13 protein-coding genes, 1 rRNA gene and 1 other annotated feature are annotated in these 15,573 nt (G+C 38.5%); of the genes, 12 read left to right on the top strand and 2 right to left on the bottom strand.

The window, feature by feature from the left end; genetic code table 11:
• From rrf to asnB, 4 genes are all read left to right on the top strand, one after another.
• Window positions 1-74: ribosomal RNA gene (gene rrf, locus ABNX05_RS26485) — 5S ribosomal RNA — on the top strand; the annotation flags it as partial.
• A gap of 297 nt (window positions 75-371) precedes the next feature.
• On the top strand, window positions 372-1,835 hold the full coding sequence (gene guaB, locus ABNX05_RS25345) for an IMP dehydrogenase (RefSeq protein ID WP_197143168.1): 1,464 nt from the start codon (window positions 372-374) through the stop codon (window positions 1,833-1,835).
• A 141-nt stretch (window positions 1,836-1,976) separates the two neighbouring features.
• Window positions 1,977-3,308 (top strand): D-alanyl-D-alanine carboxypeptidase family protein, encoded by a 1,332-nt coding sequence (locus tag ABNX05_RS25340; protein ID WP_349662224.1) that lies wholly within the window; start codon window positions 1,977-1,979, stop codon window positions 3,306-3,308.
• A gap of 102 nt (window positions 3,309-3,410) precedes the next feature.
• Entirely contained in the window at window positions 3,411-5,249 is a 1,839-nt protein-coding gene (gene asnB, locus ABNX05_RS25335; RefSeq protein ID WP_349662223.1) for an asparagine synthase (glutamine-hydrolyzing), read from the top strand.
• Between the two features lie 25 nt (window positions 5,250-5,274).
• Here asnB and pdxR read toward each other — a convergent pair whose 3' ends face one another.
• Entirely contained in the window at window positions 5,275-6,699 is a 1,425-nt protein-coding gene (pdxR, locus tag ABNX05_RS25330; RefSeq protein WP_349662222.1) for a MocR-like pyridoxine biosynthesis transcription factor PdxR, read from the bottom strand.
• Window positions 6,700-6,804: 105 nt separating this feature from the next.
• Between pdxR and pdxS the strand changes: the two genes are divergently transcribed.
• The 3 genes from pdxS to serS all read left to right on the top strand — a co-directional run bounded on the left by pdxS (window position 6,805) and on the right by serS (window position 9,878).
• A complete protein-coding gene (pdxS, locus tag ABNX05_RS25325) occupies window positions 6,805-7,689 on the top strand; it encodes a pyridoxal 5'-phosphate synthase lyase subunit PdxS (RefSeq protein WP_197143171.1) in 885 nt (294 codons plus the stop codon).
• A gap of 1 nt (window position 7,690) precedes the next feature.
• Entirely contained in the window at window positions 7,691-8,254 is a 564-nt protein-coding gene (pdxT, locus tag ABNX05_RS25320) for a pyridoxal 5'-phosphate synthase glutaminase subunit PdxT (RefSeq protein ID WP_349662221.1), read from the top strand.
• A gap of 49 nt (window positions 8,255-8,303) precedes the next feature.
• Window positions 8,304-8,527, top strand: a binding site (T-box leader).
• A 70-nt stretch (window positions 8,528-8,597) separates the two neighbouring features.
• Window positions 8,598-9,878 (top strand): serine--tRNA ligase, encoded by a 1,281-nt coding sequence (serS, locus tag ABNX05_RS25315; RefSeq protein ID WP_349662220.1) that lies wholly within the window; start codon window positions 8,598-8,600, stop codon window positions 9,876-9,878.
• A 79-nt stretch (window positions 9,879-9,957) separates the two neighbouring features.
• On the opposite strand, the gene tadA is transcribed toward serS, so the two are convergent.
• Complete coding sequence (gene tadA, locus ABNX05_RS25310) at window positions 9,958-10,476, bottom strand: tRNA adenosine(34) deaminase TadA (RefSeq protein ID WP_349662219.1); 519 nt, start codon at window positions 10,474-10,476, stop codon at window positions 9,958-9,960.
• Between the two features lie 184 nt (window positions 10,477-10,660).
• Between tadA and ABNX05_RS25305 the strand changes: the two genes are divergently transcribed.
• The 5 genes from ABNX05_RS25305 (at window position 10,661) to ABNX05_RS25285 (ending at window position 15,431) form a co-directional block, all read left to right on the top strand.
• Complete coding sequence (locus ABNX05_RS25305; protein WP_079564051.1) at window positions 10,661-10,996, top strand: ArsR/SmtB family transcription factor; 336 nt, start codon at window positions 10,661-10,663, stop codon at window positions 10,994-10,996.
• Window positions 10,997-11,016: 20 nt separating this feature from the next.
• A complete protein-coding gene (locus tag ABNX05_RS25300) occupies window positions 11,017-11,964 on the top strand; it encodes a cation diffusion facilitator family transporter (RefSeq protein ID WP_349662218.1) in 948 nt (315 codons plus the stop codon).
• Window positions 11,965-12,046: 82 nt separating this feature from the next.
• On the top strand, window positions 12,047-12,379 hold the full coding sequence (locus ABNX05_RS25295; protein WP_068986808.1) for a metal-sensitive transcriptional regulator: 333 nt from the start codon (window positions 12,047-12,049) through the stop codon (window positions 12,377-12,379).
• A gap of 352 nt (window positions 12,380-12,731) precedes the next feature.
• Window positions 12,732-12,938 carry a copper chaperone CopZ gene (gene copZ, locus ABNX05_RS25290; RefSeq protein WP_349662217.1) on the top strand — a complete coding sequence of 69 codons (207 nt, stop codon included), beginning with the start codon at window positions 12,732-12,734 and terminating at the stop codon, window positions 12,936-12,938.
• A gap of 81 nt (window positions 12,939-13,019) precedes the next feature.
• On the top strand, window positions 13,020-15,431 hold the full coding sequence (locus tag ABNX05_RS25285; RefSeq protein ID WP_349662216.1) for a heavy metal translocating P-type ATPase: 2,412 nt from the start codon (window positions 13,020-13,022) through the stop codon (window positions 15,429-15,431).
• Window positions 15,432-15,573 lie beyond the last annotated feature (142 nt).

Here is a 15,573-nt window from a genome sequence, read left to right as displayed (position 1 = left end):
AACACGGAAGTTAAGCTCTTTAGCGCCGATGGTAGTTGGGGGCTTCCCCCTGTGAGAGTAGGACGTCGCTAGGCAATTTAGACAGTCAGCTGTGTGCTGACTGTCTTTTTTTTGAAAAACCTTAATAAATTATCAATAATTCCACAAAACTTGCTTAAAATAAGAAGAGCTTAACTAATATCTATATACGAAATGTAGAAGAAATTAAAAAAATTATATTTTCTCCAGTATAAAAAAGGAAGAAAAGTCTGTTAGAGATGACGCTTACAAAAATCTGAATTGTCTTTCTTTTATAAGTTTCTTGACAGTAGCTTAGCACGTTGTTAATCTTACAATTAATATTCTTTTAACTATAGGAGGACGTTACGAAAATGTGGGAAACTAAATTTGCCAAAGAAGGTTTAACTTTTGATGATGTATTATTAGTACCAGCCCATTCAGAAGTATTACCGAAAGATGTTGATTTATCAGTTCAACTAACACCGAAGATTAAATTAAATATTCCAATGATCAGCGCAGGCATGGATACAGTTACAGAATCTAAAATGGCAATTGCTATGGCACGTCAAGGTGGTATCGGTATTATCCATAAGAACATGTCGCTTGATGAGCAAGCTGAGCAAGTAGAAAAAGTAAAACGTTCTGAAAATGGTGTTATTACAAACCCATTCTTCTTAACTCCGACTCACCAAGTTTTCGATGCTGAGCATTTAATGGGTAAATACCGAATTTCTGGTGTACCAATCGTTGATAGTATGGAAAACCAAAAGCTAGTAGGGATCATTACAAACCGCGACTTACGCTTTATTTCTGACTATTCTTTAAAAATTGAAGATGTTATGACAAAAGAAGATTTAATTACAGCACCTGTTGGAACGACTCTAGAGGATGCTGAAAAGATTCTTCAACAATATAAAATCGAAAAGTTACCAATTGTAGATGAAGAAGGTAAATTAACTGGATTAATTACAATTAAGGATATCGAAAAGGTAATTGAGTTCCCTAACGCTGCAAAAGACATACATGGTCGTTTATTAGTAGGGGCAGCAGTTGGTGTTTCAAAGGATACGATGATACGTATTGAAAAGCTTGTTGAAGCACAAGTAGACATCGTAGTAATCGATACAGCTCACGGTCATTCTGAGGGTGTATTACAAACAATTCGCTCTATCCGTGAATCTTATCCAGAGCTTGAAATTATCGCTGGTAACGTGGCAACAGCTGAAGGTGCACGCGCATTATTTGAGGCTGGTGCAGATGTAGTGAAAGTTGGTATTGGACCAGGATCTATTTGTACAACTCGTGTCGTAGCTGGTGTAGGTGTTCCACAAATTACAGCTGTTTACGATTGTGCAACAGTAGCACGTGAACTTGGGAAAACAATTATTGCTGATGGAGGCATTAAATATTCTGGTGACATCGTAAAAGCTCTTGCAGCGGGTGGTAATGTTGTAATGCTTGGTTCACTTCTTGCAGGTACTTCTGAATCTCCTGGTGAAACTGAAATCTTCCAAGGTCGTCGCTTCAAGGTATACCGTGGTATGGGTTCAATTGGAGCTATGGAAAAAGGTTCAAAGGATCGTTATTTCCAAGAGGATGCGAAAAAATTAGTGCCTGAAGGTATTGAAGGTCGTCTTCCTTACAAAGGACCTCTAGCGGATACTATTTATCAACTAATCGGTGGTATTCGTGCAGGTATGGGCTATTGCGGTTCAGCTAACCTTGAGTTCTTACGTGAAAATGCTCAGTTTGTTCGAATGACAGGTGCAGGTCTACGTGAATCACATCCACATGATGTACAAATCACAAAAGAATCACCAAACTATTCGATGTAATATATTACTAGCAACTTTTATGCTCTCGAATCGTCTACAAAGATGACACGAGAGCATTTTTTTATGATAGAGAGTGCGCACGGACATTGCTATATATGATAAAATGTCGAGGATAAGAATATTTTTTGGAGGGCTTTAAAGGTGAAAAAGACAATGAACACTGTTATACGCTTACTCCTAATTCCTGTTTTGTTATTTAGTGTTTTAGCAGGTATTCCAGCGAAGGCAAATGCAGAAACAGATTTAGGACTACACGTGGATGCTGCAATTTTAATTGACGCAGATTCAGGAAAAATTTTATATGAACAAAATGCAGATACTTCACTAGGTATTGCGAGTATGACAAAAATGATGACTGAATACCTGTTATTGGATGCAATTGATGCAGGTACAGTTAAGTGGGATCAAGAATATCATGTAACTGATTATACGTATAAAATGTCTCAAGATCGTGCGTTAAGTAATGTACCATTGCGTAGAGATGGATCTTACACAATTCGTGAATTATATGAGGCGATGGCAATTTACTCTGCAAATGCTGCTACAGTTGCTATAGCAGAAACAATTGCGGGTACTGAAACTGAGTTTTTAAAGCTAATGAATAAAAAAGCAGAAGAGCTTGGTCTTACAGACTATAAATTCGTAAACTCTTCTGGTCTTAATAATGCAAATCTATTTGGTATGCATCCAGCAGGTACAGGACCAAATGATGAAAATGTAATGCCTGCTAAGTCTGTAGCTAAATTAGCATATCATTTACTAAAAGATCATCCAGACGTATTAAAAACGTCTAAAATTGCAAAAAAGACGTTCCGTGAAGGTACAGAAGATGCAATTAAAATGGAGAACTGGAACTTTATGTTGCCAGGATTAGTGTACAAATATGAAGGCGTTGATGGATTAAAAACAGGAACAACAGACTTTGCTGGACATTGCTTTACAGGTACTGCCGTGCGCAACGGTACACGTTTAATTTCTGTAGTAATGAAGGCTGTAGATGCAAACGGAGAAGGCTCATATAAAGCTCGCTTTGATGAAACAGCTAAATTATTTAACTATGGTTTCTCACAATTCTCGAAACAAGAAATTATTCCAGCGAACTATAAGTTTAAAGATCAAGAAACAGTAAAAGTTACAAAAGGTAAAGAAAAGAATGTAGCGATTGCTGTTAAAGAACCAGTTTCATTTATGATCAAGTCATCTGAAAAAGACTTATATAAACCTAAACTAGTATTAGATAAAAAGAGTCTTGAAGCAGAGGTTAAGAAGGATACAGTTGTCGGGAAGGTAGTTATTGAGCGCTCAGAGGGCACAGATTACGGTTTTATTGACGGTAAGGGTCTTAAGGCCGATGTTGTCACAACAGAGGCTGTGGAGCGTGCTAGTGGTATCTCATTATTCTTCCAAGGTATTGGTAGCTTCTTCGGAAACTTATGGAGCAGCATTACTGACTTTGTTGGTGGCTTATTTTAATAATTAATCTAAAGAACACGTAGATGTTTTCAAACATCTCGTGTTCTTTTTCACGTTTTTTCGCTTTACTGCATACGCTATTAGGCGAAAGGATGTGGCTAAATGTGTGGCATTACAGGATGGGCTAGCTTTCAAAAGGATTTAAGAACGAGTAATGAAATTCTAAAGTTAATGACGCAAACATTAAATAAACGAGGGCCCGATGATGAAAATATTTGGTGTAGTGAGCATATTGCATTTGGCCATCGTCGGCTAGCTGTCATAGATTTAATCGGTGGAAAGCAACCGATGAAGAAAGTACATGATGGTTCAAACTATGTCATTACATATAATGGCGAGCTTTATAATACAGAAGAGTTAAGGAAAGAGCTTCAAAATCGAGGGCATGTTTTTACAACGCATTCAGATACGGAAGTATTATTAACTGCTTATATTGAATGGAAAGAGCAGTGTGTTGATTTTTTAAATGGAATTTTCGCTTTTGGTATATGGGATGAACAATCACAATCTCTTTTTTTATGTCGAGATCGACTAGGTGTAAAACCTTTGTTTTACACTGAACAACAAGACGGCCTGCTTTTTGCATCCGAGGTGAAAGCATTATTAGCTCATCCATTGATTAAAACAACCGTTAATACGGAAGGGCTAGCAAATATGATGGCTGTAGGGCCGTCTAGGATGCCTGGAAAATCACTTTTCCAAAATATTAGTGAGCTACGTCCAGGATATGCAATGCGTTTCTCTAGAGCGGGCATACGAGTTTGGCAGTATTGGCAGTTACAAAGTAAACGACATGAAGAGTCATTAGGGGAAACAATTGAACATGTCCGTTTTTTGCTTACGGACGCTATTGAACGACAGCTTGTTTCAGACGTACCGATTTGTACATTTCTTTCAGGCGGATTAGATTCCAGCATTATTACTGGAATTGCAGCAAACAGGTTTCATGAACAAAACAAAGGCATGCTCCATACGTATTCTATAGATTATGAGGATAATGAACGCTTCTTTAATCCACATGCTTTTCAAACATCAACAGACACGTATTGGATTCAAAAAATGACAGATACCTTTAGTACAACACATCATGCTGAGGAAATTTCTCAGCAGCAATTAATCGATTGGTTGGTAGAATCTGTCGTTGTTAGAGATTCCCCAGGGATGGCAGATGTAGATTCATCGTTACTATGGTTTTGTCGAGAAATAAAAAAAGACTTTACCGTTGCACTGTCGGGTGAATGTGCAGATGAAATTTTCGGCGGCTATCCATGGTTTACAGAAAAGACAACAGGTTTTCCTTGGATTCGTTCACTGTCTGAAAGATCAACAATGTTACAAGAGCGGTGGCGTAAGAAATTAAACGTTGAATCATTTGCACAACAAGCATATTCGCAGACAATTGCCGAAGTACCATATCTTGATGGAGAGAGTATTGAGGAAGTAAGGCAACGTGAAATGTTTTATTTGAATACGGTATGGTTTATGCAAACATTGTTGGAACGAAAAGACCGTATGAGCATGGGGGCAAGTCTTGAAGTTCGTGTTCCGTTTGCAGATCATCGACTTGTGGAATATGCGTGGAATATTCCTTGGGAAATGAAAAATTTAGGAGGTATAGAAAAGGGTTTGCTTCGTAAGGCAATGCAACATTTATTGCCAGAAGAAATTTTATATCGGAAAAAGAATCCGTACCCTAAAACATATCATCCAGTTTATACAGCAGGTGTTCAAAAATGGTTAAGAGAAATAATGGGGGATAAAAATTCAATTCTTCATGAATTGTTTGAGCGTCAGAAGCTAATAGGGCTAATTGAATCTGGTGGCAGTTCTTTCAAAGTTCCTTGGTATGGACAATTAATGGCAGGTCCACAGCTTTTAGCTTATCTCGGCCAAATCCATACATGGTTTAAGCTATATAATATCCAACTAATTGAATCGTAACATAACGGAAACACAGATCAACCTTTTAAGGTGAGGTTGATCTGTGTTTTTTCTGTATGTCCCAACAGTTCATTAGCTTTTCAATTGAAGGTTCAATTTTATGAACAGGTATACCTCCAAAACCTAGTAAAAATTGAGCTTGCGAGGGTGCGAAGTGATCTAGGCGATAATCAGATAGTGGATAAATTTTGATGTCCGAATTGGAGGCAAGCTGCTGTAAATGCTTTTCGGACAAAGTATGCTGTACATCTAGTAAAATATGCATTCCTGCTTGCTCACCAGTAATATTAATTTGGTTAGAATAGTTTTCTAAAATAGAAGTAAGTTTTTCATGCTTTTTTCGATAAACTTTCCTCATGCGATTTAAATGCTTTGCAAAATGGCCATCACGCATAAAATTAGCTACGATATGTTGATCAAAACGAGGTACCGTTGATGAATAGTAATTAAACACATCATTATATGTAGCAAGTAATTTTGATGGAAGTACAAAATAAGCAACACGCAAGGACGGCATTAATGATTTTGTAAATGTACTCATATAAATGACTTTATCATTTCGATCTAATGCATGAAGTGCTGGAATTGGTTTTCCGGTATAACGAAATTCGGAATCGTAATCATCTTCAATAATGTATCGAGAGGAGCTTTGTGCGGCCCAATTTAAAGCTTGTGCACGTCTTGTAGCCGATAATACTGCTCCTGTAGGGAATTGGTGTGATGGCGTAATATAGACAACGTCAGCGCTAGTTTTTTCGAGCTCATGGATGACAATTCCTTCATCATCGACCGCAATTGGGTATACTTTCCTTTTGTGCTGAGAAAACATACGATGAACAGCTGGATACCCTGGGTTTTCAAGCGCAAAGCAAGTATCGTCACCGAAGAGGCGCAATATCATTGGTAAAAGCTGTTCGGTTCCTGAGCCGATGACAATTTGTTCGGGACTACAAATAACCCCGCGTGATTGAAATAAATAATTAGCAATCTCCGTTCGTAAAGATAGTTCTCCTTGAGGCTCACCTGTTAATAATAAATCCTTTGAGGCATCATCAAAGAGCTCTTTCGCATATTTTCGCCATGTTTGAAATGGAAAGGCATCAATATCGATAGAACCAGGATTAAAATCTATCTTGTAAGATTTTTTCTTAGGTTGCTCGTGTAAAGAAACTATTGTGTCCTGTTGAATATATGGGAGCTCGTCAATTTCCTCTACGAAATAACCGACACGAGATTTAGACATAATATAGCCTTCTGCAAGTAGCTGTGCATATGCAATTTCAATAGTTGTTTGAGAAATATTCAAAAAATCGGCTAATTTTCTTTTTGATGGTAATTTTTCTCCTACTGCAATTTTCTTTGAAATAATAGCTTCCTTAATGCCGCTATAGAGCTGGTCATAGAGCGGTTTTTCACCATTTTTTTCTAGTTGGAATAATAGCATGTCCATGTTCATTCATCCCCCTGACCTTATGGTTATTTAGTAAACTGGATATTTTTATATGGTCAATTTCGATTATACTAAATTTCATCATAAAGGTGGAGGTTAGAAATCATGAGACAAACAGGTACAGAGTTAGTTAAGCGCGGGATGGCAGAAATGCAAAAGGGTGGCGTCATTATGGATGTTATTAATGCGGAGCAGGCGAAAATTGCGGAAGCGGCAGGAGCTGTAGCTGTCATGGCATTAGAACGAGTACCATCAGACATTCGTAAGGCGGGTGGTGTTGCACGTATGGCGGATCCTCGTATTGTCGAGGAGGTCATGGGAGCTGTATCCATTCCCGTAATGGCTAAGGCACGTATTGGACATATTGTAGAAGCAAGAGTGTTAGAAGCAATGGGTGTTGATTATATTGATGAAAGTGAAGTATTAACGCCAGCGGATGAGGAGTTTCATTTATTAAAAAGTGATTATACAGTGCCTTTTGTTTGTGGGTGCCGTGATTTGGGTGAAGCAGCTCGACGCATAGGTGAAGGGGCTTCTATGCTACGAACTAAAGGGGAACCAGGGACGGGTAATATTGTAGAGGCGGTTCGCCATATTCGAAAAGTGAATGCGCAAGTACGTAAGGTAGTTGGTATGACAGAGGACGAATTAATGACAGAGGCTAAATTGCTTGGTGCTCCTTTTGAATTATTAAGAGAAATTAAGCGTCTTGGCCGTTTACCGGTAGTAAATTTTGCAGCAGGTGGAGTTGCTACGCCAGCGGATGCAGCATTAATGATGGAGCTTGGAGCTGACGGTGTTTTTGTTGGTTCTGGTATTTTCAAATCAGAAAACCCAGAGAAATTTGCTCGTGCAATTGTTGAAGCTACTACGCATTATAAGGACTACAAGCTAATTGCTGAAATTTCAAAAGAGTTAGGTGTTCCGATGAAAGGCATCGATATTGCACAGCTTAGTCAAAATGAGCGTATGCAAGAGCGAGGCTGGTAAAATGAAGCGAATCGGTGTTTTAGCATTACAGGGCGCGGTGCGAGAGCATGTGCAAACGTTAGAGTCTCTCGGGTGCGAGGCGGTCTTAGTAAAACAAAGAAGTGATTTAGAGAAGCTTGATGGACTTGTCTTGCCTGGTGGAGAAAGCACAACGATGCGCAAATTGCTGAATCGATACGAGCTATTAGAGCCAATTCGCACACTTGCAAAGCAAGGTTACCCGATGTTTGGAACATGTGCAGGATTGATTTTATTAGCAAAGGACTTAGTGGATTATGAATCACATTTAGCAGTAATGGACGTGGTAGTCGCACGGAATTCTTATGGACGTCAAGTAGATAGCTTTGAAGTGAAGCTCGATATACCTGAAATAGGTCCTGCCATTCCGGCTGTCTTTATACGCGCGCCACATATTGTTTCCGTAGGTGAAGGTGTTGAAGTATTAGCGGAGCATGACGGGAAAATCGTGTTAGCAAAAGACGGTCATTTATTAGGGTGTTCCTTCCATCCTGAATTAACGGAAGATACACGTGTTCTTGAATATTTTGTATCTTTTATGGTATGACTTGCAAAATCTCATTTCATATAGTACAGTATGGATAAAATTTAAATAACTTAACACGATGATGGGAAGTAGTAACAAGCACGTTTTTTTTAGAGAGTCAGCGGGTGGTGGAAGCTGATAAAAGCACTTGTGAATCCGTCCTGGAGTTGCGCAGTCGAAGTGAATGAAGTAGGCTGTCGCCGGCTGAAATGCCGTTATGAAATAAGTGGATTAGACAAAGTACAATGTGTCTAGTCAATTAGGGTGGCAACGCGGGTAGCTCTCGTCCCTTTTGGGGATGAGGGCTTTTTTGTGTTCCCACTAACTATTTTCCCATCATTAATAATCTACTGGAGGTATGACGATGTTAGATATTAAACGCGTGCGCGACAATTTCGCGGAAATTAAAGAAATGCTATTAACACGTAATGAGGATTTAGGAAACTTAGACGATTTTGAACAATTAGATGCAAAACGTCGTGAATTAATTGCAAAAGCAGAAGAGCTTAAAGCTGAGCGCAATAAAGTATCAGAGCAAATTTCTATTATGAAGCGTAATAAGGAAAATGCTGATGAAGTTATTGCACGTATGCGTCAGGTTGGCGATGAAATTAAAGAACTAGATGTCCAATTAAATGATGTAGAAGATCGCTTTAAAGATATGATGATGCGTTTACCAAACGTTCCACATGAATCTGTACCAGTCGGCACAACAGAGGATGATAATGTTGAGGAATATACTTGGGGTGATGTACCAACATTTGATTTTGACATTAAAGCACACTGGGATATCGCTACGGACTTACAAATTGTAGACTTTGAACGTGGTGCAAAAGTGACGGGTAGTCGTTTCTTATTCTATCGTGGCCTTGGTGCTCGTTTAGAACGTGCATTAATGACGTTTATGATGGACTTACATGCTGAAGAGCATGGCTATGAAGAAATGCTACCACCTGTAATTGTCAATCGTGATAGTTTAACAGGTACAGGGCAACTACCTAAATTTGAAGAAGATGTCTTTAAATTGGATGACACAGATTATTTCATGATTCCAACAGCAGAAGTACCTGTGACAAACTTCTATCGTGATGAAATTTTACCAGGTGAAGCATTACCACAAGGCTTTGCGGCATACAGTGCTTGCTTCCGTTCAGAGGCGGGTTCTGCGGGACGCGATACACGTGGTTTAATTCGCCAACATCAATTCAACAAAGTAGAATTAGTACGCTTTGTTAAACCAGAGGAATCTTATGAACAGTTAGAACTATTAACAGGTCATGCTGAAAAAGTACTGCAATTATTAGGGTTACCATACCGCAAACTAAAAATGTGTACAGCTGATTTAGGCTTTACTGCAGCGAAAAAGTACGATTTAGAAGTTTGGATTCCAGCGCAAAATATGTACCGTGAAATTTCTTCATGCTCTAACTTTGAAGATTTCCAAGCTCGTCGAGCAAATATTCGCTTCCGTCGTGAGCCAAATGCAAAACCAGAGTATGTACACACATTAAACGGCTCAGGTCTTGCAATCGGTCGTACAGTAGCAGCAATCTTAGAAAACTATCAACAAGCCGATGGAAGCGTAGTGATTCCTGAAGTATTAAGACCATATATGGGCGGAAAAGAAGTAATTGCTCCAAAGTAATCGGAGTCAAGAAATGAAAAAACTACTGTTGAAATTTCAACAGTAGTTTTTCTTTTTAACCCGTAGCGTGAATTTTTTATTAAAATTTTTCATTTTCAACAATTAGAGCTTGTCGCGCTTTTTTCTCGGCCTTTTTTCGTTCGCGTAATGCTCGGAAAAAATCGGTTAAGATTTGTCCACATTCCTCAGCTAAAATTCCTTCTGTTACTTCACATTCATGGTTAAAGCGTGCATCGTTTAATAAACGATAGAGTGAATCTACACAGCCAGCTTTTATATCTCTTGCACCATATACAACACGAGGCACACGGGATTGTAAAATGGCACCTGCACACATAGGGCAAGGTTCAAGCGTCACATAGAGTGTTGTTTTTTCAAGACGCCAGCTACCTATTTTTTTACAAGCTTCTTGAATGACCATTAGTTCAGCGTGCGTCGTCGCGTTTTGTGTTGTTTCTCGTAAATTATGAGCACGTGCAATAATCTCCCCATCGTAGACAAGCACAGCTCCTATCGGTACTTCCCCAAGTAAAGCTGCTTTCTTAGCTTCTTCCAGTGCACTGTTCATAAACAATCGGTCTGTTTCAAAAATATCCACTATGATCTCTCCTTATTATTTAGTGTATCCTGCTTAATTGACAATTGCTACTGTCAATTAAGTCTCGGCACCATCTCCTCCGTATTATGTGAGAAGTTAAAACGTTGACATATTCAAAACAACCATCTATATTTATATATGAACACATGCTCATATATAAATATAAAAGTTGGGGGTAAGCTAAATGGACGAAAAATTACAAAATACAGAGGTTCATAATAACAAAGAACAACATTTAGACGAAGAGACACTATTCGTCGTGTCTCAAACATTTAAAGCTTTAAGTGATCCGACAAGAATTCGCATTTTGAATTTATTATGTACGGATGAGCATTCAGTCAACGACATCGCTGAAATTTTAGATTTAGGCCAATCAACAGTTTCACATCAGTTACGTTTTTTGAAAAATTTACGGTTAGTGAAATATAGAAGGGAAGGCACAACCTTATATTATTCAAAAGATGATGATCACATTATGAATTTGTTAATGCAAGCTATTGAGCATGCTACACATAACTAGAACTAATGGAGGGATAAGAAATGGGGCATAATCATGATCACAGCCATGACCATACACATGGCGCAAATAAAAAGGTGTTAATCTTATCATTTATTATTATTACGAGTTATATGGTTGTTGAAGCGATTGGTGGCTATTTAACAAATAGTTTGGCTCTTTTATCCGATGCAGGACATATGTTAAGTGATTCAATTTCATTAGCAATAGCTTTACTTGCTTTTATATTTGGAGAAAAGGCTGCTAGCTATAGTAAAACATACGGTTATAAACGATTTGAAATTTTAGCAGCGGTATTAAATGGTGTGACTTTAATTTTAATTGCTTTATTCATTTTCTATGAGGCAATAGAACGTTTTGCCAATCCACCAGAAGTAGCAACAACAGGCATGCTAGTTATTAGTACAATCGGTCTTTTGATAAATATTTTAGTAGCATGGATTATGATGCGTGGCAGTGATACAAAAGATAATTTAAATATGCGTGGAGCTTATTTACACGTATTAAGCGATATGCTTGGATCTGTAGGGGCCATCGTTGCCGCACTGTTAATAATGCTTTTTGGCTGGGGCTGGGCTGATCCACTTGCAAGTGTTATTGTTGCAGCATTAGTATTAAGAAGCGGCTACTATGTAACGAAGGCTGCTGTCCATGTTCTCATGGAAGGCACACCTTCAAACGTTGACGTTGAAGAAATCGTACAAACCATTGTACAAACAAATGGCGTTCATAGCATTCATGATTTACACATTTGGACAATAACAAGTGGAACAAATGCACTTTCTTGTCATGCCGTTGTCGATGATCAGCTAAAAATTGCGGATGGTGAGCATATATTACGGGAAATTGAACATAATCTTGAGCATAAGGGCATAAAGCATGTAACGATTCAGTTGGAAACACTGGCACATAAGCATGATCAATCAATTTTATGTACAATAAAAACTGAGCAGTCGAATCATCATCATTAATAAAAAAATTATTTAGTTCTTTTTACACTTTGCATACCCTTCATGGGTATAGTATGATGAGTGTGAGTAGGAGGTGTATTGTATGGAGGATATAGTGAAAAAGGATGTTTGTCATACAGAGGAAGGTATGTCGTGTCGAAAAAGTCATCATCCTGAACGCGTAAAAAAAGATTTAACGACTCGTTTAAATCGAATCGAAGGTCAAATCCGAGGCATTAAAGGGATGATTGACAAAGATGTTTACTGCGATGATATTATTACGCAACTGTCTGCCACACAGTCTGCTTTAAATAGTGTAGCAAAAATATTATTAGAAGGTCATTTAAAGGGATGTGTAGTGGATCGCCTATCAGAAGGTGATGAAGCAGTGTTAGATGAATTAGTAGTGACCATTCAAAAATTAATGAAGAAGTAAAAGTTTTTTCAGGCGTGTTGATTAGGAAACTATAGGTTTATCATTAGCTGATAAAAGGATTTTTTTGTTGATATTTTGCTAATGTATGTCCATTTTAACTGATTGTAGCGTAGGGCTACTCGACTCCCGCGGGAAAGCGAGACAGACGAGACCCTGCACGGAGCACAGCGAAGGAAGCGGCTCGACGCTCGCCCGTAGGAAGCCTTGCTCTGCGCGAAAGCGAAGCGTCAGCGACAAAGCGGGTAGCCCGTAGCGGAAATCAGAGCCTTTAAAATAATTAATCAACACACTCGATTTTTTTTAATAAATATATACCCCTATATAGTACCTAAATTAAAAGGAGAGATATTTTATGCAAAATGTAACATTAAACGTACAAGGAATGTCATGTGGACATTGTGTAAACTCAGTGGAAAAAAGTGTTGGAGCTTTAGCAGGCGTTGAACAAGTAAAAGTAAACTTAGCTGATGGTTTAGTAGAAGTAGCATTTGATGAAACACAAGTATCTCTAGACCAAATTAAAGAAACAATCGACGATCAAGGCTATGACGTTAAATAATATAAATAGGGTGCTCAAGTAGCACTCTATTATTTTCAATTACACATACCCCTAGTTGGTATGTAGGGAGGAGAAATGATCATGAGTTCAGAATTAAAGGAAGCGAATTTGCAAATTACAGGTATGACATGTGCAGCCTGTGCAACTCGAATAGAAAAAGGTTTAAATAAAATGGATGGTGTAGAACAAGCGACGGTTAATTTAGCGCTTGAAAAATCGTCCATTAAATATGATCCGACAAAACTAAATGAAGAAGACTTTGAAAAGAAAATTGAAGCACTTGGTTATGGTGTCGTTAAACAAAAAACTGAATTCGATATAACAGGCATGACATGTGCAGCCTGCGCTACACGGATAGAAAAGGGTTTAAATAAACTAGCAGGTGTATCCTCTGCGAACGTAAACTTAGCGCTTGAAAAAGCAACTATAGAGTTTAACCCATCTGAGGTGACGATTGCAGATATTATTGCGAAGGTTGAAAAATTAGGATATGAAGCGCATCAAAAAGCAGATGAGCAAGAGACAGTAGATCATCGAGAACAGGCCATCAAGCAACAGCAGCAAAAATTTATTTTCTCGGCCATTCTTTCATTACCATTACTTTGGACGATGGTAGGACACTTTTCATTTACATCATTTTTATATGTTCCTGAATTTTTAATGAATCCGTGGGTACAAATGGTGTTGGCCACTCCCGTTCAATTTATCATTGGGAAGCAATTTTATGTTGGGGCATACAAAGCTTTACGCAATGGTAGTGCCAATATGGATGTACTTGTAGTGATGGGTACCTCTGCAGCGTATTTTTATAGTTTATATCAAGCCATTATTACTACGGGTTCACATCATGCCCCTCATCTATATTTTGAAACGAGTGCCGTATTAATTACTTTAATTTTATTAGGTAAATTATTTGAGGCAAAAGCGAAGGGCCGCTCTTCTGAAGCAATCAAAAAGTTAATGGGCCTTCAGGCAAAAACGGCCATCGTTGTTCGTGAAGGTGTAGAAAAAGAAGTACCATTAGAAGAAGTAGTCATTGGCGACATTATTTTAGTGAAACCTGGTGAAAAAATCCCTGTCGATGGTGAAGTGTTAGAAGGAACAACAGCTGTCGATGAATCGATGTTAACGGGAGAAAGTTTACCTGTTGATAAAAAGCAAGGCGATTTATTATTTGGTTCCACTATTAATAAAAATGGTTTTATTAGAATGACGGCAACTAAAGTTGGTCGCGATACAGCCTTAGCTCAAATTATTAAAGTTGTAGAAGATGCACAAGGCTCAAAAGCGCCGATACAACGCTTAGCAGACCAAATTTCAGGTATTTTTGTACCAATAGTTGTTGGTATTGCGATTGTAGCGTTTCTAATCTGGATTATTTGGGTGCGACCAGGTGAATTTACACCTGCACTAGAAGTATTAATTGCAGTACTTGTTATCGCTTGTCCATGTGCGCTTGGATTAGCAACGCCAACATCGATTATGGCGGGCTCTGGCCGTGCGGCGGAATTTGGTATTTTATTTAAAGGTGGAGAGCATTTAGAGCAAACACAAAGCATCGATACAGTAGTTGTTGATAAAACAGGTACAGTGACACACGGCAAACCTGTATTAACGGATGTTGTATTAGCGGCGGATCAAGACGAGACACAATTTTTATCGTTAATTGGCGCAGCAGAGAAGCAATCCGAGCATCCATTAGCAGAAGCAATTGTTCAAGGAATTACTGATCGCGGAATTGACCTAGGAGATGTTCAATTTTTTGAAGCAATACCTGGTTACGGTGTGCAAGCGACTGTATCTGGTCAAGGGGTTGTTATCGGTACTCGTAAATTGATGCAACAATACGGTATTCATATTGATGATATTCTACCAACAATGGAGCATTTAGAGGAAAATGGTAAAACTGCTATGTTAGCTGCGATTAACGGTCAGTATGCTGGTCTAGTAGCAGTTGCTGATACAGTGAAAGATACTTCAAAAGAAGCGGTTAGTCGTTTACAAGAAATGGGTATTACTGTCATTATGATGACTGGTGATAATGAACGTACAGCACAGGCAATCGGAGCAGAAGTTGGTGTGAATCATGTGATTGCTGAAGTTCTTCCGGAAGGCAAAGCAGATGAAGTGAAAAAACTGCAAGCTCAAGGTAAAAAAGTGGCGATGGTTGGGGATGGCATTAATGATGCGCCGGCACTTGCGACAGCTAATATTGGGATGGCAATCGGTACCGGTACTGACGTAGCTATGGAAGCAGCGGATATTACACTGATTCGAGGCGATTTAAACAGTATCGCGGATGCTATCATAATGAGTCGTAAAACAATGCGCAACATTAAACAAAACTTATTCTGGGCATTTGCTTACAATACATTAGGTATTCCAATTGCCGCAGTCGGTTTACTAGCTCCTTGGGTAGCAGGTGCAGCAATGGCGTTTAGTTCAGTATCTGTTGTATTAAATGCACTGCGTTTACAGCGAGTTAAATTATAAGGTTAAAAATAGATCCACAATAGTGGGTCTATTTTTTTGTCGCCTATTTTATAGAGAAATAGTTTGATTCTGTCTTTCATTTTCTCTCTATGATACAATGAAAAGCACTGATTATAAAAAAACCTCGAAGACGAGGTAATTG

It is taken from the genome of Lysinibacillus zambalensis, from assembly GCF_040183165.1.
GTDB lineage: Bacteria > Bacillota > Bacilli > Bacillales_A > Planococcaceae > Lysinibacillus > Lysinibacillus zambalensis.
This window is presented reverse-complemented; position numbering and strand designations above follow the sequence as displayed.